At 58.3% G+C, this 21,028-nt stretch carries 18 protein-coding genes and 1 pseudogene; 14 read left to right on the top strand and 5 right to left on the bottom strand.

From position 1 onward, the window contains the following. Positions 1 to 111 precede the first annotated feature (111 nt). The 4 genes from hlyD (at position 112) to F8N36_RS02855 (ending at position 5,268) form a co-directional block, all read left to right on the top strand. Positions 112 to 1,110 carry a secretion protein HlyD gene (hlyD, locus tag F8N36_RS02870; RefSeq protein ID WP_291331228.1) on the top strand — a complete coding sequence of 333 codons (999 nt, stop codon included), beginning with the start codon at positions 112 to 114 and terminating at the stop codon, positions 1,108 to 1,110. Then, positions 1,107 to 2,921 carry an ATP-binding cassette domain-containing protein gene (locus F8N36_RS02865; protein WP_291331227.1) on the top strand — a complete coding sequence of 605 codons (1,815 nt, stop codon included), beginning with the start codon at positions 1,107 to 1,109 and terminating at the stop codon, positions 2,919 to 2,921. Before hlyD ends, F8N36_RS02865 begins: the two co-directional genes overlap by 4 nt. Positions 2,922 to 2,992: 71 nt before the next feature. After that, positions 2,993 to 4,120, top strand: a complete 1,128-nt coding sequence (locus F8N36_RS02860; protein ID WP_291331226.1) for an ABC transporter permease — start codon at positions 2,993 to 2,995, stop codon at positions 4,118 to 4,120. Continuing rightward, positions 4,120 to 5,268 carry an ABC transporter permease gene (locus F8N36_RS02855; protein ID WP_291331225.1) on the top strand — a complete coding sequence of 383 codons (1,149 nt, stop codon included), beginning with the start codon at positions 4,120 to 4,122 and terminating at the stop codon, positions 5,266 to 5,268. The genes F8N36_RS02860 and F8N36_RS02855 overlap by 1 nt, the downstream gene beginning before the upstream one ends. Before the next feature lie 54 nt (positions 5,269 to 5,322). Here F8N36_RS02855 and F8N36_RS02850 read toward each other — a convergent pair whose 3' ends face one another. Continuing rightward, positions 5,323 to 6,135, bottom strand: coding sequence for a potassium channel family protein (locus F8N36_RS02850; protein WP_291331224.1), 813 nt, complete (start codon positions 6,133 to 6,135; stop codon positions 5,323 to 5,325). A 129-nt stretch (positions 6,136 to 6,264) separates the two neighbouring features. Between F8N36_RS02850 and F8N36_RS02845 the strand changes: the two genes are divergently transcribed. The 3 genes from F8N36_RS02845 to F8N36_RS02835 all read left to right on the top strand — a co-directional run bounded on the left by F8N36_RS02845 (position 6,265) and on the right by F8N36_RS02835 (position 8,296). Further along, positions 6,265 to 6,753 (top strand): hypothetical protein, encoded by a 489-nt coding sequence (locus tag F8N36_RS02845; protein WP_291331223.1) that lies wholly within the window; start codon positions 6,265 to 6,267, stop codon positions 6,751 to 6,753. A 416-nt stretch (positions 6,754 to 7,169) separates the two neighbouring features. Further along, a complete protein-coding gene (locus F8N36_RS02840) occupies positions 7,170 to 7,535 on the top strand; it encodes a hypothetical protein (RefSeq protein ID WP_291331222.1) in 366 nt (121 codons plus the stop codon). A 101-nt stretch (positions 7,536 to 7,636) separates the two neighbouring features. Beyond that, positions 7,637 to 8,296, top strand: coding sequence for a DUF3313 domain-containing protein (locus F8N36_RS02835; RefSeq protein WP_291331221.1), 660 nt, complete (start codon positions 7,637 to 7,639; stop codon positions 8,294 to 8,296). Positions 8,297 to 8,475: 179 nt separating this feature from the next. Here the strand turns inward: F8N36_RS02835 and F8N36_RS02830 are convergent, their stop codons facing one another. The 4 genes from F8N36_RS02830 to F8N36_RS02815 all read right to left on the bottom strand — a co-directional run bounded on the left by F8N36_RS02830 (position 8,476) and on the right by F8N36_RS02815 (position 12,658). Then, positions 8,476 to 9,867: a DUF4125 family protein gene (locus F8N36_RS02830; protein ID WP_291331220.1), complete on the bottom strand. Its 1,392-nt coding sequence runs from the start codon at positions 9,865 to 9,867 to the stop codon at positions 8,476 to 8,478. A 202-nt stretch (positions 9,868 to 10,069) separates the two neighbouring features. Continuing rightward, positions 10,070 to 10,972, bottom strand: a complete 903-nt coding sequence (locus F8N36_RS02825; protein WP_291331219.1) for a MerR family transcriptional regulator — start codon at positions 10,970 to 10,972, stop codon at positions 10,070 to 10,072. Positions 10,973 to 11,289: 317 nt separating this feature from the next. Further along, positions 11,290 to 11,556 carry a hypothetical protein gene (locus F8N36_RS02820; RefSeq protein WP_291331218.1) on the bottom strand — a complete coding sequence of 89 codons (267 nt, stop codon included), beginning with the start codon at positions 11,554 to 11,556 and terminating at the stop codon, positions 11,290 to 11,292. 4 nt (positions 11,557 to 11,560) lie between these two features. Continuing rightward, positions 11,561 to 12,658, bottom strand: a complete 1,098-nt coding sequence (locus tag F8N36_RS02815) for a hypothetical protein (RefSeq protein WP_291331217.1) — start codon at positions 12,656 to 12,658, stop codon at positions 11,561 to 11,563. A 428-nt stretch (positions 12,659 to 13,086) separates the two neighbouring features. Here F8N36_RS02815 and F8N36_RS02810 point away from each other — a divergent pair. From F8N36_RS02810 to F8N36_RS02780, 7 genes and pseudogenes are all read left to right on the top strand, one after another. Beyond that, a pseudogene (locus tag F8N36_RS02810) lies at positions 13,087 to 13,335 on the top strand (BMC domain-containing protein); the annotation flags it as partial. A 24-nt stretch (positions 13,336 to 13,359) separates the two neighbouring features. Continuing rightward, complete coding sequence (locus F8N36_RS02805) at positions 13,360 to 13,683, top strand: BMC domain-containing protein (RefSeq protein WP_366247028.1); 324 nt, start codon at positions 13,360 to 13,362, stop codon at positions 13,681 to 13,683. Between the two features lie 24 nt (positions 13,684 to 13,707). After that, positions 13,708 to 15,192, top strand: coding sequence for an aldehyde dehydrogenase family protein (locus F8N36_RS02800; RefSeq protein ID WP_291331216.1), 1,485 nt, complete (start codon positions 13,708 to 13,710; stop codon positions 15,190 to 15,192). Positions 15,193 to 15,239: 47 nt separating this feature from the next. Beyond that, positions 15,240 to 17,792, top strand: coding sequence for a choline trimethylamine-lyase (cutC, locus tag F8N36_RS02795; RefSeq protein ID WP_291331215.1), 2,553 nt, complete (start codon positions 15,240 to 15,242; stop codon positions 17,790 to 17,792). Between the two features lie 92 nt (positions 17,793 to 17,884). Continuing rightward, a complete protein-coding gene (gene cutD, locus F8N36_RS02790) occupies positions 17,885 to 18,817 on the top strand; it encodes a choline TMA-lyase-activating enzyme (RefSeq protein ID WP_291331214.1) in 933 nt (310 codons plus the stop codon). Positions 18,818 to 18,846: 29 nt separating this feature from the next. After that, on the top strand, positions 18,847 to 19,455 hold the full coding sequence (locus F8N36_RS16315; RefSeq protein ID WP_366247025.1) for a BMC domain-containing protein: 609 nt from the start codon (positions 18,847 to 18,849) through the stop codon (positions 19,453 to 19,455). A 3-nt stretch (positions 19,456 to 19,458) separates the two neighbouring features. Further along, complete coding sequence (locus F8N36_RS02780; protein WP_291331213.1) at positions 19,459 to 21,027, top strand: acetaldehyde dehydrogenase (acetylating); 1,569 nt, start codon at positions 19,459 to 19,461, stop codon at positions 21,025 to 21,027. The last annotated feature ends 1 nt before the right edge of the window (position 21,028 follow it).

Below are 21,028 nucleotides of genomic sequence, written 5' to 3'. Positions count from 1 at the left end.
ATGGACAAGGCTGCCGCCACTGGCTATTCTGGTTCGCATGGGGGCGCACGCCCCTGGCTGAAAACTGTGAGGTGCGGCAACCGCTTGCGGCGATTGCACGCAGGGAGGAATATGGCTGTACCCCGTAAGGTTATTGGCATTGGCGCGGCTCTGGCTGTGGTGCTGGCTGTGGTTCTTTTGTGGCAGTGGTGGGTTGGTCATAACGGCGACCGCCTTGTGCTCTACGGCAACGTCGATATCAGGCAGGTTGATCTGGGCTTTCGTGTCAACGGGCGCATCGCAAAGGTGCTGGTGGACGAGGGCGATATCGTTGCCCCCGGCCAGCCTCTCGCCCTGCTGGACAACGATCTGCTTACCCAGCAGCGGGATCAGGCCGCCGCAGAGCTTGAAAAACAGCGGGCCTCACTGATACGGCTTGAGCGCGGCTATCGGGTGGAGGAAATCGCCCAGGCACGCGCCGCGGTGAGCGGCTCTGCAGCGCTGGCCGAAAACGCGCAGATCAATCTGAACCGTGTGGCCGCCATGCGCGCCACCAACGCCATCTCGCAAAAAGATCTGGACAACGCCCGCGCCCAGTATACCGAGGCCAGTTCCAAGCTGCGTTCCAATCAGGACCAGCTCGACATGCTGCTTGCCGGTTACCGCGAAGAAGAAGTGCAGGCGCAGAAAGCCGCTGTGGCCGCCGCAGAGGCTGCCTTCAACCATGCGGAAATCCAGCTGCACGACGCAACCCTGGTGGCTCCGCAAAAGGGCATAGTGCTTACACGCGCTCGTGAGGCCGGGGCCATTGTGCAGGCGGGGCAGACCGTGTACACGCTCACGCTCACCGATCCCCTGTGGTTGCGGGCCTATGTGGACGAACCCAATCTTGGGCGCGTCAAACCCGGCATGAATGTAAAAGTTCAGGTGGATGCCGCACCCGGAAAAAATTTTTCCGGCACGGTGGGCTTTATTTCGCCCACGGCAGAATTTACGCCCAAGACAGTTGAAACCCGCGAGGTGCGCACGGCTCTGGTCTATCGCCTGCGCGTGCAGGCAGAAGATCCCGATAACGTCATGCGGCAGGGCATGCCCGTGACCATTATTTTACAGGACGCTTCCGCGCCATGACCTCGTGCGTTGCCGATGGTCAGGCCGTCTGCCTCGAGGGGCTGGTCATGCGCTTTGGCAAAGGGCGCGAGGCCGTAACCGCTCTGGACGGCGTCAACGCCGTTATTCCCGCTGGCCGCATCACAGGGCTTGTGGGGCCTGATGCTGCGGGCAAAACCACGCTCATGCGCATCATGGCCGGGCTCATGCCGCCAAGCGAGGGCCGGGCCAGCCTTTTTGGATACAGCCCCACCGAGCTCATGCGCAGCCAGCCCAACAGCATTGGCTACATGCCGCAACGTTTCGGCCTGTACGAAGATATTTCCGTTATGGCCAATATGCGCCTGCACGCCAGTCTGCGAGGGCTGGAAGGGGCAGAGCGCGACCGCGTGTTTGAAAAGCTGCTGGGTTTCACCAGCCTTGCCCCATTTACCGACCGCCTTGCGGGCAGGCTCTCTGGTGGTATGAAGCAGAAGCTGGGCATTGCCTGTGCCCTGCTGGGATCGCCGCGCCTGTTGCTGCTTGACGAGCCGGGCGTAGGCGTTGACCCTCAGTCGCGCCGCGAGCTGTGGCGCATGGTGCAGGATCTGAGTCAGGACGGCATGACCGTTGTGTGGTCCACCGCCTATCTGGACGAGGCCGAACGCTGCCCCGGCGTGATAATGCTGGACAATGGACGGGTGCTGTTTGAAGGGCCGCCGCAGGAACTTACCGCGGGGGCCGAAGGGCGCGTTTTTCTGCTGCGGGCCGATGCGGGTACGCATAAAAAAGAGCTGGCCCTCTGGACCATGCGCCCCGGCATAGAGGACGCACTCATTCAGGGCAGCCGTATACGGCTGGTACTGGCGGCAGATGCCCCCGAATCCCTGCGCCGCGGGGTTCTGGAAAAGGGCGGTGAGCAAGTGGCCCCCCGGCTGGAGGACGCCTACATGAGCGCCGTGGGCGGCATAAACCAGAGTCCCTCGCCTTACGGCAAGCTGCATGTGGCCCACAACGGCGGGGCTGGGGACAATGCCACGGCGGCGCAAGCGGCTTCTGCAGCACCGACCTCTTCCGTTTCCTCTTCCACTACATCCAGCCCCGTGTACTCCATTTCGGCCCGCAACCTCACCAAACAGTTTGGGGCCTTTGTGGCGGCACGCGATATTTCATTTGACGTGCGGCCTGGCGAAATTTTTGGCCTCCTCGGCCCCAACGGCGCGGGCAAATCCACCACCTTCCGCATGCTGTGCGGGCTTTCGCGGCCTACCGCGGGCACTTGCGCAGTGGACGGCGTGGATCTTTTGCGGGCGGGCAGCGAGGCCCGTTCGCGTCTTGGATACATGGCACAGAAGTTTTCGCTGTACCCGGATATTCCCGTGCGCGAGAATATTACCATTTTTGCCGAACTGTACGGTCTGAGCAGGGAGCGCCGCGACGTGCTGCTGCCCGGTCTGGCCGAGGCCCTGGAATTGCAGCCCTACCTGCGCAGCCGCACGGGTTCGCTGCCCCTGGGGCAAAAGCAGCGGCTGGCCCTCTTGTGCGCCACCCTGCACGAACCGCCCGTGCTGTTTCTTGACGAACCCACCTCGGGCGTGGACGCGCGTACCCGCCGGGATTTCTGGAAGCATATTTCGGCCATGACCACCGCCGGGGCGGCCGTGCTGGTGACCACCCATTTTATGGAAGAGGCCGAATACTGCGACCGCATTGCGTTGATCTATCGGGGGGCCATGATCAGCATGGGCACGCCCGACGAGCTCAAGGCCTCGTGCACAGAAGTGGAAGATCCCACCTTGGAAGAAGCTTTTATCGCCAGCATTGAAAAATACGACAGGGAGCATCCGCAGTAGGCGGCCAACAAGGGCCAACAGCTGGACGGCACGCATATTTTCAGCTTTGCAACATTCAACCGGCAGCAACCATGCAACGCAGTATCTGGATACGACAGCTTTTTGCCCTGGTAGGCAAAGAATTTCAGCAGATTGTGCGCGATCCCTCGTCCTATCTTGTGGCCGGGGTTTTGCCCTTTATTTTTCTGCTGCTCTTTGGCTACGGCATTACGCTTGATGCGGGCGTGCTGCGGCTGGCCGTGCTGGACCAGAGCGGCGGGCGGCACTCCCTGAGTCTTGCAGCTGATTTTGCCCATTCCCCCTGGTTTGCCACGCGGCCAGTAGGTACCATGGCCGAAGCCGGGCGCATGATGCGCGATTCTGCGGTACAGGGCATTCTGGTGATCCAGCAGGATTTTGACGAGCAGTTGGCGCGCGGCAGTGCTGGATCTGTGCAGATTCTGGTGGACGGATCGGAACCCAACACCGCCCAGTATATCCAGAATTACAGCCAGGGACTGATAATGTCGTGGCAGCGCACGGCCCTGCCCGGTGGCAATGCCGCAGCCTTGCCCATCAATATCCAGCCGCGCTTCTGGTACAACCCGGCGGCCAAGAGCGTGCAGTTTCTTGTGCCCGGCGCCATCACGGTCATCATGACCCTTATCGGCACCCTGCTTACCTCGCTGGTATTTGCCCGCGAATGGGAGCGCGGAACCATGGAGGCCATGTTTGCCACACCGGTAAGCCGCATGCAGCTGCTGCTGGGCAAGCTGATTCCGTATTTCTGCATGGGCATGTTCAGCATGGCCCTGTGCGCCGTGGCGGCGGTAACCCTTTTTGCCGTGCCATTTCGCGGTTCGCTGTGGGTGCTTGTGCTTTTGTCTTCTGTCTTCATGCTGAGCGCGCTGGGTCAGGGGCTGCTTATTTCCGTAACCCTGCGCGGGCAGCTGGTGGCGGCGGAGGCCGGTCTGTTTTCCGGATTTTTGCCAGCCTTGCTGCTCTCTGGCTTTGTGTTTGACATCAACAGCATGCCGCCGGTGCTTCAGGCTCTTACCCGGCTTTTGCCCGCCAGCTATTTCAATACCTGTCTGCGCACCATATTTCTGACCGGCGACGTGTGGGCGGTGTTTGGCCCAAGCCTGCTCTTTATGGGACTGCTGGCCTCGGTGCTGTTGGGGCTTGTGTACCGTAACCTTGTCAAAAGGCTGGATGCGTAATGGCAAGGTTAACCCTGCCCCGGCTCAACCTGCGGCGCATGGCCACCATTGTGCGCAAGGAACTGCTGGTTTTGCTGTGCAACAAGGTTTCGCGCATGCTCATCATTGTGCCGCCGCTCATGCAGATAGTTATTTTTGGCTGGGCGGCCACCATGGAGGTGCGCAATGTGGATGTGGCCGTGCTCAATCACGACAGCGGCAACTGGAGCCGCGAGGTAGTGCGCAGGCTGCAGGGTTCGCACACCTTTCGCAGCGTTACTTTTCTGAACGGCGAGGCGGATATTCGGCCCACCATCGAGAGGCAGCAGGCCCTGTTTGTGGTGGTTTTTGACGAAGAATTCTCTCGTCGCATTGATGCGGGCACGCCCGCGCAGATGCAGGTCATTCTTGACGGCAGGCGCTCCAACGCGGCGCAGATTGCCTCGTATTATCTTGAAACCATCGTGCGCGGCATTGGTGAATCAACGGTCATGGGGCAGGCGGCTCTGGGGGCTGCCGCCAGCGCACCCCGGCTGGATGTGCGCGTGCGCTGCTGGTTTAACCCCAACCTGGAATTTCAGTGGTTCTTTTTGCCCAACCTTATTGGCATGCTGAGCTTTATGCTTGGGCTGGTGGTAACGGGGCTTTCCGTGGCGCGCGAGCGCGAGGTGGGTACGTTTGACCAGCTGCTGGTTTCGCCTGCCACGCCCACAGAGATTGCCCTGGCCAAACTCATACCGGGCTGCCTGGTGGGGCTGGTGCACGGAACCATCTTTCTGCTCATATCTGTTTTTGGCTTTGGCGTGCCTTTTACCGGTTCGCTGGTGCTGCTGTATGTGGCCATGCTGGTTTTTGCCATGGCCTCGGGCGGTATCGGGCTCATGGTGTCTTCACTTTCCGCGACGCAGCAGCAGGCCTTTCTGGGGGCTTTTACGGTGGGCGTGCCGTGCATTCTTATTTCCGGCGCGGTTACGCCGGTCATCAACATGCCGCCCTTTTTGCAGTATGCCAGCCAGCTCAATCCCATGCGGCACTTTACCGCTATTGTTCAGGGCGTGTTTCTCAAGGATATTACCGTGGCGGCGGCAGCCGTAAACCTCGGCAAGATCGCCTGCATCAGCATGGTGGCCGTGGGGGTTGCCGTGTGGATGTTCAAGCGCAAGGCCTGATTGGCAGCGGACGGCTGCTCGGTAGCCCGCGCGGCAGAAAGCAGGGGGAGTGGGCTAGTCTTCGTGCCTGGGGGATTCGGCTTGGGGCTGAATTGTTTGTGCAGCCTGTACGGGGTGCGGCACAGCCTGCCCCGGTTGCGGCGCAGCCTGACCCGGCACTGGCGGATGCCCCAACAGCGGCCCCGGTTTTTTGATTGGTGAAGCACTGGCTCGCGGTATGCGGTGGGCCCTGCCCACGATAAGTGCGATGACCACAATGGAATAGAGATAGCCCGTAAAGCCCACCAGTACCGTGGCGTTTTTGGCTATCCACGTTTTGGGCGTTATGTCGCCGTAGCCGATGGTAAGAATGGTCACATAGCTGAAGTAGAACAGGTCGTTGATGGCCTGATCGCCCGGGCCAAGACCACGAAAAGAACCCGGCTGGCTGAATTCGATGGTCAAAAACAGAAAATAGCCGCAGTAACCAATGAGCAGCAGCCCGCACACCGCAGCGTAGATCATCTTGAAGGTAAACATCTTGGCATGCGCGATTTGCCGAAATACCTCAAACATGATGCTGCCGAAGAAAAACAGGTAGAGCAGCAGCATTTCAATTTTCAGGCTTTTGACAAAAATCAGATCAAGAGCTCTGGCAGCAATGAGCAGGCCGCCAAGAAACAGGGCAAAACGCAGTATGCGCGGCCTGTTGTCAAACAGTACCAGGGCCGCCAGCAGCTGGATGGGCAGGTAGATGGCCTGCGCGTAGCCCCGGTAAATGTTGTCGGGAAACAGGATGTTCAGAATGAAGATGCACCACAGCGACCCCATGAGCAGCTCAAAGCGGTTTTCGTAAAGACGTGTGCGCAGTGCGTGTAATTTCAGCATATAATCCTCAGCTTTCCATATTACAGGTATGCCCGTTCCCCGGCAAGGGGATTGGCTTGTCTGCCGTGTGGACAGCGGGGCGGCTGCGCCGTACAGTGCGCACATACATGAAAACTGACGGAGAAAATCATGCCTAATCGCTTTTGCCGTGGTGCCGTGAGTGCGCTGACCCTGCTTGTGCTGGTCATTTTTATGGCCGTGCAGGCGCAGGCCGTGCCCCTGACCACAAAACATTACAGCCTTGAACTGCCAGCCGACTGGGTGGTGGTGAGCGGGCCGGTCAAGGTGCAGGAAGCCGTTCAGGTGGTGATGGGCCAAAAGGACCACAAAAGCTCTGCCCTGGTTATTGTTGGACCCGCCAATGCGGGCGAGGGCGAGCAGGCCGCCAAGGGCAATGCCCAGCGGCTGGGCGGTACCGCTCCTGTTTTGCGCAACGGACAGTGGGAATTTACCTTTGAGCAGAAGGGCGTGAAAGGCTATGGCGTTGTGCGCGAAGATACGCAGTCCAAGCTGTTGCTCATGCTTGTGGTCAGTGGCGACCTGCGCATGGCAAATTTTGTGTACAGTATGCGCAGTCCTTACCGGGCTCTGGTGCCACAGCCGCCGCAGCTGCCCTAGCTGCCCATATTTTTTATCCCATACATTCACCAATTTGGCCGCTCGTTTAGGGCGGCCTTTTTTATGGCACATTTTATGATGGGATCAGCTCAAAAGCGGTGTATTTATCTTTGTAGTCAGTTGGTTATATAAATAATAGGAGGTTGCCTGCCTTTGGCAGCAAACAGGAGAGCTGTGCCCAATCTGCGCTCAATCTGCGTCTGATCTGTATTAGGCGTTGCCTTGACAAGTACGCCCCTGGAAAGTTAGGAGAAAATTGTAATCATTTGGTTACATCTTGGCAGCAGGGAATACAACGCACAGGTTGGGCAATCCATCATGCTTACGCCTTCACCTGGCAGACCATGCGGCAGGGCTGCAGCGGCCGCTAACAGAAACGGGACAGGTTGTTGATGAAAAAAAGAATGTTGCTGGCAATGTTATTGTGCGTCTTTGTTTTGAGCAATCAGGCCGTTGCCGGTGACTGGAAAAAACTGGGAGAGAAGACAGTCAATCTCTTGGGAGAGCGGGAAAGTATCTGGGTCAGTGACCACAACAGGTATAATTTCATCAAGCTCAAAGTGCTCGATCAGGGGGTTGAGTTCAGAAAAGTGGTGGTCGTTTTTGGCGACGGTCAGCGGCGGGAGATGCCGGTGCGCAGCTTTATCAGAAAAGGCGGCGAAACCGTTGCATTGCAACTGCCGCGTGGCAGCAGGTACATAACCCGCATTATTCTGGAATATAAAACACGGTCTGGCACGCTCAAAAGGGGGCGGGTAGTCGTGTACGGCAGGCGCAGCTAGACATTGCAGTTAGAACGAGCTGACCGCTTGCGCTTGGTATCAGCATGTTTGGAACTATGCGTCAATGTGACGCATTTGTTCGTGAGATAGGAGCTACTATTATGAAAACACTGATTATAATTGTGTCTTTTGTCTTTGGCTTGATGCCTGCCTGCGCCGCGCACAGGGCTCAGGCAGTGGGGCAGACGGGTTTTTTGCAGCATTACGAGCATCTCAAGCCCGGCGAGGTGGATGGCGCGGTAATGGTTTACCGCAAGCCGGACGCTGACATGCGGGGCTACAAAAATATTGTTATCGACCCTGTAAAGGTTGTGCTGCGGGCTGATTCTGATGCCAGATCGCTCGATCTGGAAGAACTGACAGAGCTTGCAAAGACCTTTCACGAGGAACTGGTAAAGGAGATTGCCCCGATCTATCCGATGGCAAGTGTTGCTGGGCCTGAAAGCATGCGACTGCGTGTGGCAATAACAGATGTGGTTCCCGGCAGCCCTGTGCGCGGTGTGCTTTCTGTGCTGCCCGTAGGGGCGGCCATAGCCGGGGCGACCAAGATGGCCACGGGGGAATATGCAGATGTGGGCAAGGTGGAGGTTGAGATGGAGCTAGTTGATGCCGCCAGCGGCGAACGCCTTGGCGCAGCCGTTGACCGCCGCGTGGGAACCAAGGCGCCGTTTCGCGGTTCGTACGACGATGCCATGGATGCGTTCAGCCTCTGGGCCCGGCGTATAGCTTCTGGACTTACCATGGCCCGGGCGCAAACCTAGCTGCGCATACTTTTACCTGCATACCGTGGCGCGCTGTCTGTGCTGGTACTTTGCCCGTGCGCTACGGTAGCCTGTATGCCGGGAGCAAGGGATAAGTTTACCCCGCGCGGGACTGTTCCCTGCCCACATGCAGCGCTGGATATGCCAAATGTAATCACGTGTGGAAGAATCACGCCGTTTTACAATGCGCGGGCTTCCTGCTCAAAGGCCTCAAGGCTGGGTTTGCCCAGCAGGTCGGCCAGACAGCGAAAGCGCTCAATGGCCGGGTTGCGCCCCTGCTGCCGGGCGCGGCGCAGATCGGCGGAGTAAGATTCAAGCGTGGCGGGCGAGTAGGTTTCTGCCTCGCAGCGCAGGTAATTCTGAAACGCGCTGTTGCCGCCGTGGCGGATCACATGCGGGTACTGTGCCGAGGCCGTCTGGATGAAGGCGGTTTCGGCGCGCACAATTTCGTCTACCAGCGGGCTGGCCTGCAAGGGCGGGATGAGGCTGTCCATGCGGGCGTATTTTTCGATCATGAAATTGCGGCCCTGAGCTTCTGCACGGTGCAGGTCATCCAGGTAGTGTGCCAGCGTGGCATCGCTCAAGGGCGTCAGGCTCATGCGGCGCATGATGCGGAAGCCCTGCGGATTCTGCTGGCAGCTGGCTGTGCCGCCCTGATTGGGCGTGGCGAGAAACATGACCAGTTCTTTTTCAATGATTTCGTGCAACAGCGTGGCGCGGCTGGGCGCATTATGCGTGGTTTTGCCAGTGCGCAAGGGGGATTGCTGTCCCAATGCCTTGCGGCAGACGACCAGGTTTTTTCTGTAGCCATCGGCCTCGGGGCTTTTGTGTCTGCCAAGGCGAGCGTAGCAAGCCAGCGCAGATTCAAGAACGTCTGCCGCCTCGTGCCACTGGCCGCTTGCAGCCAGGGCCACACCAAGGTTGCCCAGCGAAAATGCCGTGTCTTCATGGCATTCGCCCAAAAGACTGCGCCTCAGGACTACAGCCTTGCGGTGCAGGGCAATGCCCTGGGCATGGTTGCCTCGCTCTTCTTCAATACGGCCAAGATTGTTGAGGCAGGTTCCCAGCCGGGGCGATGGCTCTGGCTGCGCCTGCCATATCTGCACGGCCCGTTGCAGGCAGTGCTGCGCATCAGCGAGCTTTTGCTGGCGGTAACAGGCTGCAGAAAGATGCAGCAGTGCTTCGGCCACATGGGGAGAATTGGCACCGTAAACAGCTTCGCACAGGCTGGCTGCCTCGCGCCCAAGAATTTCGCTTTGCCCTGCCTTGCCCGATTCCAGCTGCACATGGGCCAGATTCTGTAATATTCCCAGCGTCAAAATGGAGTTGTTGCCAAAAGCGCCTCGGGCCGCGGCAAGAGCTTGTTCCATGGTCTGGCATGCTTCAAGGGGACGCTTGAGCGCAAGCAGGGCACGGCCAAGGCCGTCGAGCGCCAGAGCACAGCAGTGTGGGTCGTTATCGCAGCTGCGCAACACAGTGCGCAGCTTGGCGGCGCTGTCTTCAGCACGGTTGCTGGCCAGAAGATTCAGGGCATCCTGAATTTCCTTCTGCCATGTATTGCATGTGTTCATAGGCAGTTCCGTTATCCCTGTGGCAGGTCGCTATTGCACGGATTGGTTGCACGTGTCGGCGTGCAATTTCCATGTCGTGCCCAAGCCTTGTAAAATGGCGTGTAGCAGCGGTTGCGCAAAAAGGCCAGCGAAATTGCCTGCTCCGCACATCGCGCAGGTACATGCGGTATTGCCGCGCTACCAACGCGCAAAACGCGTGGGACTAGTCGTCATCGTCCCTGCACAGAACCATGTCATCATCGTCACGCGCTATCTGGCGGTGCACAACCATACCCGGCCTGCTGACCCGCACAATGATTTCGGTAACAAACAGCTCTTCGTTGTTTGTTGTCCAGAAATCGGTGATGTAGCGTTCGTATGCTCCCGCGTCATAGACATAGTTGTTTGCGGAGCACCAGCGCTGAATCTTTTTGTATGTCTGGTTGATGGTTTCGTGCGAGCCGATGTGGTAGCAGCTTGCCGCCAGAAAGCCACCAAATGCGTGGGTCTGTTCTTCCGGGCAGGGAAAGATGGTGCGTTGCAGCATCTGAATCTGCTGCTCGGAGCTGTTCAGCCTGTCGCTGGTGGACGAAAAATAGATGATGACCGGCCCGGTGATGTTGTTGCCCAACGACTCAACATGATTGGTAAAATCAATGTTGATGATGGCAGATTTGATGTCTGACGTGAAGGTCTGCTTTTGAAACAGCAACTGCTCTGGCGCAATGTACTTTACGGAAACGCTCTGCAGATTGTTTTCCAGCACCATCTCGGCCTCGTGCAGCAGTTCAAGCCAGTCGCGCACAGAGGTAAGCCGAAGATGCAGAATTTTTTCTTCGTCCTGCAGCAGCTGGATTTTTTCCATGAACATTTTGCGCAGGGCCGAAAGCGAGGTGTTGCTGCCCACCTCAAACGCCGCGCGTATTTCCCCAAGGTTAAAGCCCATCTGCTTGTAGTATTTGAGTGGGGGAACAGAAAGCAGATCTTCGTGTGTATAGTAACGGTAGTTGTTGGCTCCGTGCCGCTTTGAAGAGATAAGCCCGAGATCGTCATAAAAGCGCAGGGCTTTTTTTGATATCTTGGAAATATCGCTCATCTGGCTGATTGTATAGCCTTGTGTTTTCATGGCCGCACCCGGATTCTTTTGGGGGGGATAAAAGACGGAGTTGGCCCGGGGCGCTGTGCACAAGGTCTGCGCTGCGCGTGTTCCGGCCTTCAGACCGGGCGGGTGAGGCTGCTCCGCACTATACGAAAAGAATCGTATCTCATCTGTGGCGGGGCTGCCCCGCCTGATTTTTCAGGCTGTACCTGATGTCGCGTTAACCCGGCGGGCACCGGGCGAAGATTTTTTCGCCCGGTACGCCGCCAGCCCACAGGGGTAATACCTGAGGGGCAAGGCAATGCGCGGCCTTCACTGCGCAGTTGCCGCTGCCCTCTGTTCAGCTAGCCGGGAATATAACGGTTGATGGTTTCCATTCCTTCGGCATGGGCGCGAAAGAACAGGCGCAGTTCGCCATCGGCATCAAGGTCAAAGCGCGATTCTTCCAGCAGGCCGTTGGCCTCGGCGGTCAGCAGCGCCGTGAGCACATCAGCCTTGTTGAACGCCCGAAAGGTGCAGTACTGCGAAGCCAGCGCGTCAATCACGTCTTCGGGGCAGGCGTCCTTCACAGTCGTCATATATTTAAGGATGGCATAGTTCAACGGCTTCATGGTGTTATCCTTTCTTCTTGAATAATTCTAGCGGGTTGACAGCAATTATGAAGATACCCGCAACCATGACCACAGCTGCAACCCACACGATGGGCGCAAGTGCGTAGCCGTCGATGCCGAACCAGAGTCCAAGCACAAGCCAGCAGAAGAACGGACCCCAGAACGAGAACGCGCCGTTGCACGACATGCCCAGCGCCGTGCCGCACATGGCGTTGCCCTTATACCACAGCATAAAGGCGAAGTAGGCCGCAAAACCAGCCACGGCAAACCAGGGCATGGCGACCGTATCGGTAAAGGCGGTGGTAATCATGGCAAAGGCGTCGGCATTGCCGATGTAGGCAAACAGCGGCACCAGCACCATAAGGTTGGTGAAAGCCGAGGTCACCTGGCGGATGGTGATGCCGATCTCGGGGTCAATCATGGAAGTGGCGTAGCCGCCAACGCAGCCTTCAAGCCCCCAGCCAAAAGCGGCCAGAAAACCAAAGGCCAGACCGAGAAACAGGTTCGGCGGCGCGTTTTCTGCCAGACCGGTGCTGCCGATCATGGCGCTGGCCAAAAAGCAGATGAATATGCCCGTAAGTGTACGGGAAGTAAGCGGCTGCTTGAACAGGATGCGGCTCAGAATGGAGCCGATGGCCGGGCACAGGGCGCTGATGGGCACGATGATGGACCCGGCGCTTTGCAGGCCAAGCACGTAGCAGGTGCTGGCGAGAGGGCCGCCAATAACCGCCGCCGCAATCAGGATCACGCCTGGCTTGCTGGCAGCGCTGCGAAACACGTCACCCAGCTTGCCCTTGAAAGTGGCTATAAGCAGTGCCCATACGGCGCTGCACGCATCTGTTGTGGCCGCGCCCAGCGCGCCCAGTAAAAACAGTGTGGAAAATTCCGAAAGGCCAGAATCCGCCCCATACCATACAGACCATACCCCCATGGTCATGGCCAGGGTCATGAATGCCGTATAGTTGCCGTAAGCAACACCCGACATGGTCGCGACAAACATGCCGCGCCTTCTGAAATCGGTGGCAAGTTTCATTTTTGCGGCCAGGGCCGGGGCGATTCCGCCCTTTCCGGCCGTTGCGCTGGGTTCAGCCACATGCTCCATGACATGCTCCTTCTCTGAGTGATTGTGCGGCAGGTCCTTTGCCCCAGCAAAAGCCCGCCTCGCCTGCTTAGTAAAAGCCTAAGGTTGCGGCGCACTGGAAGGTCAATGCCATTCGCAAAGAATGTTCTCCCGGACAGTAACTTTTTTTTGTCCGCGCTTCCATTTCATCGCACTAGTGTAAATAGTTATCATTATATATACGTGTCATTTTCAGAAATAATCAATGAAACCAGTTTTCAAAATTGAGTGATTACCCAAACGGAAAATACTGACTTGGGAAATTTTGAACGAGGAAAAAAATTATTTGAACAAAAAGTTGGAAAAGCCCTTGACCTTCCCCCCTAGGGGAAGGGTTACAACTGGCATAAGGTTCAATTTTTCATCGACCCGAACGGCTTTCCCGAACGTTTGTATTTCACGGAGCGCGTATGCTGTATGAAGGAGAAGAGGCCCTTGGCCTCATTGAAACGCTGGGCATGGTTCCCGCCATTTACGGTGCGGACAACATGCTCAAGGCCGCCGATGTGGAGCTGATAGCCTATGAAAACGTGGGCTCGACCCTTGTTACCGTAATGGTAAAGGGCGACGTGGCCGCCGTGCAGGCATCTGTGGCTGCTGGCGCGGTTGCCGCCGCCTCGATCGGCAAACTCACCTCGCAAAATGTCATGCCCCGGCCCGTGCGCGGTGTGGGTGGCATTGCCATGGCCCATGTGGTTGACGCTGTGCCTGACGACGACCCCGGCCTGCGCTCGCTTGGCATGATCGAAACCTTTGGCATCGTCTACCTGATGGAAGCCGCCGACGCCATGATCAAGACCGCTGATGTGGAACTGATCGGTTACGAAAACGTGGCTTCAGGCTACTGCTCGGCTCTTGTGCAGGGCGATGTGGCCGCCTGCAAGTCGGCTGTTGAAGCTGGTGTGAAGGCCGTGAAAAACATGGGCGCCGATGTGTACAGCTCGTGCGTCATCCCCACGCCCCACCGGCATCTGGTCAAGATTGTGCGGCGGTATTCTCTGGCCTAGCCAGAGCACTTTTGGGAGATGCGGATGATCGGCGACAAGGATCTCATTTCCATCCAGCAGGCGCGTATCCTGGCTGAGAATGCGGTAGAAGCCCAAAAAAAGCTGGCCGTATTGCCGCAGGAAGCACTGGATTCCATTGTGGAGGCCATGGCCGAAGCGGTGGAAGCCCACGCCCAGTCGCTGGCCGTCATGTGCCACGAAGAAAGTGACTGTGGCGTGTGGCAGGACAAAATGGTCAAAAACCTTTTTGTTGCCAGGCAGGTGCGCAACAGCCTGCGCGGCGTGCGCTGCGTGGGGCCGCTTGATGGCGACCTGAATCACGGCTCTGTGCGTGAGGTGGGTGTGCCGCTGGGCGTTATTGTGGCGCTTTGCCCCGTCACAAGCCCTGTTTCAACTGCCATGTACAAAACCCTGCTGGCCGTCAAATCTGGCAACGCGATCATTTTTTCCCTGCATCCCCGCGCCATCGACAGCATGCGCCATGCCCTTGATGTGATGGTAGCTGCTGGCAGGGCGCACGGTCTGCCCGAAGGGGCCGTTTCGTACCTCGATATCGTGGCCAAAAGCGGTACGCAGGAGCTCATGCAACACCCCGGTGTGGCCCTGGTCATGGTTACGGGCGTGCTTGGCATGTTTGAAGCCGCGCGAGCCAGCGGCAAGCCCCTCATCTACGGCGGTACGGGCAACGGCCCGGTCTTTATCGAGCGCAGCGCCAACATTGCCGCAGCAGCAGGCGACATTGTCGCCAGCAAGGCCTTTGACAACGGTCTGGCCCCTTCCGCCGAGCAGTGCGTAATTGTGGACGGCTGTGTTGAGCGGCAGGTGCGCCGCGCCTTTCAGGACAACGGCGCGTATTTCATGACAGAGGCAGAGGCCAGCGCCATTTGCAATGTGCTGTTCCACCGCGATGGCAGACGCCGCCGCGACATGGTGGGGCAGAGTGCCGCAGCGCTGGCCGAAAAAGCGGGCTTTGCCATCCCAGCTGGAACTAGGGTTCTTGTGGCCGAGCGCAAATACGTTACCGGTCACGATCCTTATATACGTGAACTGCTTTCACCTGTGCTCGGCTACTACGTTGAGCCAGACTGGAAGCACGCCTGCGAGAAATGTCTTGAGCTGCTGCTGCAGGAGCGCCACGCGCAAACCCTGACCATTCACAGCACAGACGATGAGGTTATCCGCCAGTTTGCCCTTAAAAAGCCCGTTGCCCGCCTGCTGGTCAACACGGGCGCGTCTTTTGGCGGCATGGGCCTGACCACAAACCTCACCCCCGCCATGACCCAGGGCAGCGGCATAGCTGGCTACGGCATCACATCTGAAAATATTTCGCCCCTGAATCTCATTTATCGCAGAAAAATTGGCTACGGCGTGCGCGGCATCGCGCACCTGGCAGATTTTGGCCCGGCAAAAACAGCGTCCGCAGACGGCGCCATGCGGGCAGATGAACCATTTGACGTGCTGCGGCGCGTGCTGCGTGAAGCCCTGGCCTCATTGCAGCTGCCCCACTGACATTTTTCAGTCTGGCCGGTCTGAAAGCACAACATGGAGGAATCAACGTGGATCTTCATGATTTTACAAGCAAAATAGCTGAAGTTACCAAAAGTCTCTCCCCGCAGGAACGTGAAGAACTGCGCAGGATTTTTGCCAATGCCACCATTGGCGCAGCCGCTCACGCCCCAGCCGGGGCTGCGCCTGCCGTCGCCGTAGCGCATCACGATGGTGCCAGCGTGCCGGAAGGCCCCACCCAGCGTCACCTGCTGCTGAAAGAAAACTATCTTAAGCAGGTCCCGCGCATCACCATTCACCGCGCCAAGGCCATCACCAAGATCGACAGTGAAAATCCCGGCATGCCGCGCATCATGCTGCGCGCCAAGGCGTTTCGCTACTGCTGCGAAACTGCCCCCTTGGTCATTCAGGACCACGAACTCATCGTGGGCGCACCCAACGGCGCGCCGCGCGCTGGCGCTTTTTCTCCTGATATTTCGTGGCGTTGGCTCAGGGACGAGCTGGATTCCATCGGCACACGCGCCCAGGACCCCTTCTATCTCGCCGATGAAGACAAAAAAGTGCTTCAGGAAGAGATTTTTCCCTACTGGGCGGGCAAGTCTGTAGACGAGTACTGCGAGGCCCAGTACCGCGAAGCCGGTTTGTGGGAACTTTCGGGCGAGTCGTATGTTTCCGACTGCTCGTACCACGCCCTCAACGGCGGCGGCGACTCCAACCCCGGCTACGACGTTATCCTTATGAAGAAGGGCATGCTGGACATCCAGCACGAAGCCCAGGCCCATCTGGAACACCTCGACTATGACCGCCCTGAAGATATCGACAAGATTTACTTCTACAAGTCGGTGATCGAAACCACCGAGGGCGTCATGTGTTACGCCCGCCGCATGTCTGAATATGCGGCACAGCTGGCTGCCAGGGAATCTGACCCCAAGCGCAAGGCCGAGCTACTCAAGATTTCTGAAGTCAACGCCCGCGTTCCCGCCCACGCGCCCAGCACGTTCTGGGAAGCCATTCAGGCTGTGTGGACCGTGGAATCGCTGCTGGTTGTGGAAGAAAACCAGACCGGCATGTCCATTGGCCGTGTGGACCAGTACATGTACCCGCTCTTCAAGGCCGACCTTGAAGCTGGCCGCATGACCGAGTACGAGGCCTTTGATCTTGCGGGCTGCATGCTCATCAAAATGTCTGAAATGATGTGGCTCACCAGTGAGGGCAGCTCCAAGTTTTTTGCTGGCTATCAGCCCTTCGTGAACATGTGCGTGGGCGGCGTGAGCCGCGAAGGCCGCGACGCCACCAACCAGCTCACCTATCTGCTGATGGATGCGGTGCGCCACGTGCGAATCTACCAGCCCTCGCTTGCCACACGCGTGCACAATTCCTCGCCGCAGGAATATCTCAGAAAGATCGTGTCGGTCATCCGCTCGGGTATGGGCTTTCCCGCCGTGCACTTTGACGACACCCACATCAAGATGATGCTTGCCAAGGGCGTGAGCATTGAAGACGCGCGTGACTACTGCCTTATGGGTTGCGTTGAGCCGCAAAAGGCTGGCCGCCTGTACCAGTGGACCTCCACCGCCTACACCCAGTGGCCCATCTGCATCGAGCTTGTGCTCAACCACGGCGTGCCCCAGTGGTACGGCAAGCAGGTGTGCCCCGATCTGGGCGAACTTGACCAGTACGACACCTACGAAAAGTTTGACGCCGCTGTAAAGGAACAGATCAAGTACATCACCAAGTGGTCGAGCGTTGCCACGGTCATTTCGCAGCGTGTGCAGCGCGATCTGGCTCCCAAGCCGCTCATGTCCATCATGTACGAAGGCTGCATGGAAAAGGGCCTCGACGTGGCCGCTGGCGGTGCCATGTATAACTTTGGCCCCGGCGTGGTCTGGAGCGGTCTTGCCACCTACACCGACTCCATGGCTGCCATCAAGAAGCTGGTGTTCGACGACAAAAAGTACACCCTGCACCAGATCAACGAGGCTCTCAAAGCCAACTTTGAAGGCTACGACGCCATTCTGGCCGACTGCCTCGCAGCGCCCAAGTACGGCAACGACGACGACTACGCCGACAGCATCGCCGCCGAGCTGATTGCCTTTACCGAACGCGAGCACCGCAAGTACCGCACCCTGTATTCCGTGCTGAGCCACGGTACGCTGTCCATCTCGAACAACACGCCCTTTGGTCAGCTGCTGGGCGCTTCGGCCAATGGCCGCAAGGCCTGGCTGCCCCTTTCGGATGGCATCAGCCCCACCCAGGGCGCGGACTACAAGGGACCCACGGCCATCATCAAGAGTGTGTCCAAGATGTCCAATGACAACATGAACATTGGCATGGTGCACAACTTCAAGCTGCTGCCCGGCCTGCTGGATACGCCCGAAGGCGAGCAGGGCCTCATTACCCTTATCCGCACTGCCAGCATTCTGGGTAACGGCGAAATGCAGTTCAACTACCTGGACAACAAGACCATGCTGGAAGCCCAGAGCAACCCCAAGGATTACCGCGACCTCGTGGTGCGCGTGGCCGGTTACAGCGCCTTTTTTGTGGAGCTGTGCAAGGACGTGCAGGACGAAATCATCAGCCGCACCGTGCTGCACAACTTCTAGCAGCACTGCAGTACCGAAATGCCGCGTCCCTTCTCCGGAGGGGGCGCGGCCCGGAACAGCAGGCGCGTTGACCATACGGCAGGAAAAGCACCGTGATTGAAAGAAAGGCCATTGTTTTCAACATACAGAAATACAACATGTATGACGGCCCGGGCATACGCACCCTGGTGTTCTTCAAGGGTTGCCCGCTGCGCTGCAAGTGGTGTTCCAACCCCGAGAGCCAGAGCCGCCGCTTCGAAGTGTTGTTCAAAAAAGATCTGTGTGTGCACTGCGGCAGCTGCGTGCCAGTGTGCCCGGCGGGCATACACGGCATGACCAACGCCGGATCGCAACACGTGGTCGACAGGTCAAAGGAATGCGTCAACTGCGGCAAGTGCGTGCACGCCTGTCCGCAGGCAGCCCTGGCCATTGCCGGTGAACGCAAGGGTATTTCTGAACTGCTGGAAGCCGTGGAGCAGGACTGGATGTTCTACGAGAACTCCGGCGGTGGTGTGACAGTTGGCGGCGGCGAGCCCATGACCCAGCACGAAGCGGTGGCAAACCTGCTGCTGGCCTGCAGGCACAAGGGCATCAATACCGCCATGGAAACCTCTGGCTACGCCAAGCCCGAGGTGGTCAGCGCCCTGGCCGAAGTGGTTGACCTGTTTTTGTTCGACATCAAGCACATGGATCCGGAAAAGCACTACGAACTGACCGGTGTGCGCAACGAGCTTATTCTGTCCAACCTGCAGTGGCTGCTTGAAAACGGTCGCAACGTGCACATCCGCATGCCCGTACTGAAGGGGTACAACGATGATGATGCCGAAATGCATGCCGTGGGAAGATTCCTGGCTGGCCATGGCGAAAGAAAAAATTTCAAGGGCATTGATCTGCTTCCATACCACAAGATGGGTGTGAGCAAATATGCCCAGCTGGACAAGGAATATGCCATCACGGGCAACCCTGTTCTTGAAGACGACGACTTGCGGCGCATGGAAGATATTCTGAAAGGCTACGGCCTGGCTGTCAAAGTGGTCAGACACTAACGGCCAAAAACAGCGAGGAGGAACAGCCCATGCTTGCACTGGGTCTTATAGAAACCAAGGGGCTGATCGGGGCCATCGAAGCGGCAGATGCCATGCTCAAGGCAGCCGACGTGCGCCTGCTCGAAAAGTCGCTTGCCTCGGGCGGTCTGGTAACCATCACCATTGCTGGTGAAGTGGCGGCCGTGCAGTCGGCTGTGGATGCCGCCAGGGCTTCTCTTGAGCGCATAGAAGGCGTGGTGTGCGTGTCGCGTCATGTCATTCCGCGTCCTGACGCCGGGCTTGAGCAGATACTGTTGCTTCGCCCGGTGGAACCGACGGCGGAAGAACCCGTGCTTGAGGCCGCTGCGAGCGGTGCGCAGGCAGAGAAATTTACGGCAGAACCGGCCAGGGCTTCAGAAAAGGCCAGGGCCGCGGCAACGGTCTCGACGGCAGAAGAGATCAAGGCGGCGGAAGCAGGGCAGACAGGCCCTGAAACCGCCGGGTTCAGCCGCGATAAATGCAAGACCATGAGTATGAACAAACTTCGTCAGCTTGCTGTTGCAACAAAGGTTGACCTTACACGTGAACAGGTCGCCTCTGCCAACCGGCAAACGCTGATCGACGCCATCGACCGGGCGGCACGGAAGGAAAAGGAGTAAGACATGGTTGATAAGGATTTACTTTCCATTCAGGAAGCCCGCGCCCTGGTTCGCGCGGCGCGCAAGGCCCAGCCGGAATTTGCGCAGCTCAGCCAGGAACGTGTGGACGAGGTTGTGAAGGCTGTTGCCGAAGCTGCCGCCGCCCAGGCCGAAGTTCTGGCCAACATGGCGGTGGAAGAAACAGGCTTTGGCCGCCCGCAGGACAAGAAAATCAAGAATCTTCTTGCCAGTGAAAAGGTCTATGCCTGCATCAAGGACATGAAAACCATTGGCGTGCTGCATTCCAACCCCAGCACCAAGGTGGTTGAGATTGCCGTGCCCGTGGGCGTGATTGCCGGTATCGTGCCTTCCACCAACCCCACCTCCACGGTCATCTACAAGTCGCTTATCGCGCTCAAGTCTGGCAACGCCATTGTGTTTACGCCGCACCCCAGCGCGCGCAACTGCATTGCCAAGACTGTCGAGGTCATTCAGGGCGCTCTGCGTGGCTGCCACGTTTCGCCCGATCTGGTCGGCAGCATCAGCATGCCCTCCATTGAAGGCACCAACGAACTGATGAAGATTTCTGACCTCATTCTGGCCACCGGCGGCCCCGGCATGGTCAAGGCCGCATACAGCTCCGGCACCCCCGCCCTGGGCGTTGGCGCGGGCAACGTGCCTGCCTTCATTGAACGCAGCGCCGATATTGAAGACGCCGTAAGCAAGATCATGAGCAGCAAGACCTTTGACAATGGTACCATCTGCGCTTCCGAGCAGTCCATCGTCACCGAATCCTGCATTGCCGACAAGGTTCGCGCCACTCTGGAAGCCCAGGGCGGCTATTTCCTCACCGGCGAAAAGCTCGAAAAGGTCAAGCGCGTCATGGAACGCGGCAACGGCAGCATGAACCCCGCCATTGTGGGACGCGACGCTCTCAGCATCGCCCATGTGTCTGGCATCGACGTGCCTGCGGGAACCCGTCTGCTCATTTCGGACGAAAAGGGCGTTGGACCCAAGTATCCTTTCTCCAAGGAAAAGCTCACCGCGCTTCTGGGCTTCTATGTGGTTGAAGACTGGCACGAAGCCTGCGAACTGTGCACGGCCCTGCTGCACAACGGCGGCGTGGGCCACTCCATGGCCATTCATTCGCGCAACGAAGAAGTGATCCGTGAATTCGGTCTGAAAAAGCCCGTTTCGCGCATGCTGGTCAACACGCCCTCCACCCAGGGTGCTGTGGGCATCTCCACCGGGCTCTTCCCGTCCTTTACCCTGGGCTGCGGCGCAGTGGGCGGCAGTGCCACCTCTGACAACGTTACGCCCCTCAACCTTATGAACGTGCGTCGCGTGGCTTACGACCTCAACTCCCAGTGCGGCTGCTGCGCTGCCCCCGCGCACCACGCAACTGCTGCCTGCGGCGTTTCAACCGCTCCTGCCACGCATTATCCGCCCTCTGCTGGGGTTGCCGGTTGCTGCTGCCATGGTGCCAACCATGACGCCGTGGTGGCTCCCCAGACTGCCGCCCATGCTGGCGGCACGCTGGACATCAATGCCGTTACCGAAATGATCGTGGCTGAACTGAAAAAGGTTCTGTAAC

It is taken from the genome of Desulfovibrio sp. (genome assembly GCF_009712225.1).
Classification (GTDB): domain Bacteria; phylum Desulfobacterota; class Desulfovibrionia; order Desulfovibrionales; family Desulfovibrionaceae; genus Desulfovibrio.
The sequence above is the reverse complement of the archived record's forward strand: the minus strand, read 5'-3'. Positions and strand labels throughout refer to the sequence as shown.

Excerpts from the sequence above, each read along its gene's own strand:
- F8N36_RS02860 (WP_291331226.1), top strand. The coding sequence starts at position 2,993 with ATGCAACGCAGTATCTGGATACGACAGCTTTTTGCCCTGGTAGGCAAA.
- F8N36_RS02815 (WP_291331217.1), bottom strand. The coding sequence starts at position 12,658 with ATGGAGCATGTGGCTGAACCCAGCGCAACGGCCGGAAAGGGCGGAATC.
- F8N36_RS02830 (WP_291331220.1), bottom strand. The coding sequence starts at position 9,867 with ATGAACACATGCAATACATGGCAGAAGGAAATTCAGGATGCCCTGAAT.
- F8N36_RS16315 (WP_366247025.1), top strand. The coding sequence starts at position 18,847 with ATGCTTGCACTGGGTCTTATAGAAACCAAGGGGCTGATCGGGGCCATC.
- F8N36_RS02805 (WP_366247028.1), top strand. The coding sequence starts at position 13,360 with ATGGCCCATGTGGTTGACGCTGTGCCTGACGACGACCCCGGCCTGCGC.
- F8N36_RS02835 (WP_291331221.1), top strand. The coding sequence starts at position 7,637 with ATGAAAACACTGATTATAATTGTGTCTTTTGTCTTTGGCTTGATGCCT.
- F8N36_RS02865 (WP_291331227.1), top strand. The coding sequence starts at position 1,107 with ATGACCTCGTGCGTTGCCGATGGTCAGGCCGTCTGCCTCGAGGGGCTG.
- F8N36_RS02800 (WP_291331216.1), top strand. The coding sequence starts at position 13,708 with ATGATCGGCGACAAGGATCTCATTTCCATCCAGCAGGCGCGTATCCTG.
- hlyD (WP_291331228.1), top strand. The coding sequence starts at position 112 with ATGGCTGTACCCCGTAAGGTTATTGGCATTGGCGCGGCTCTGGCTGTG.
- F8N36_RS02845 (WP_291331223.1), top strand. The coding sequence starts at position 6,265 with ATGCCTAATCGCTTTTGCCGTGGTGCCGTGAGTGCGCTGACCCTGCTT.
- F8N36_RS02820 (WP_291331218.1), bottom strand. The coding sequence starts at position 11,556 with ATGAAGCCGTTGAACTATGCCATCCTTAAATATATGACGACTGTGAAG.
- F8N36_RS02825 (WP_291331219.1), bottom strand. The coding sequence starts at position 10,972 with ATGAAAACACAAGGCTATACAATCAGCCAGATGAGCGATATTTCCAAG.
- F8N36_RS02855 (WP_291331225.1), top strand. The coding sequence starts at position 4,120 with ATGGCAAGGTTAACCCTGCCCCGGCTCAACCTGCGGCGCATGGCCACC.
- F8N36_RS02780 (WP_291331213.1), top strand. The coding sequence starts at position 19,459 with ATGGTTGATAAGGATTTACTTTCCATTCAGGAAGCCCGCGCCCTGGTT.
- F8N36_RS02850 (WP_291331224.1), bottom strand. The coding sequence starts at position 6,135 with ATGCTGAAATTACACGCACTGCGCACACGTCTTTACGAAAACCGCTTT.
- F8N36_RS02840 (WP_291331222.1), top strand. The coding sequence starts at position 7,170 with ATGTTATTGTGCGTCTTTGTTTTGAGCAATCAGGCCGTTGCCGGTGAC.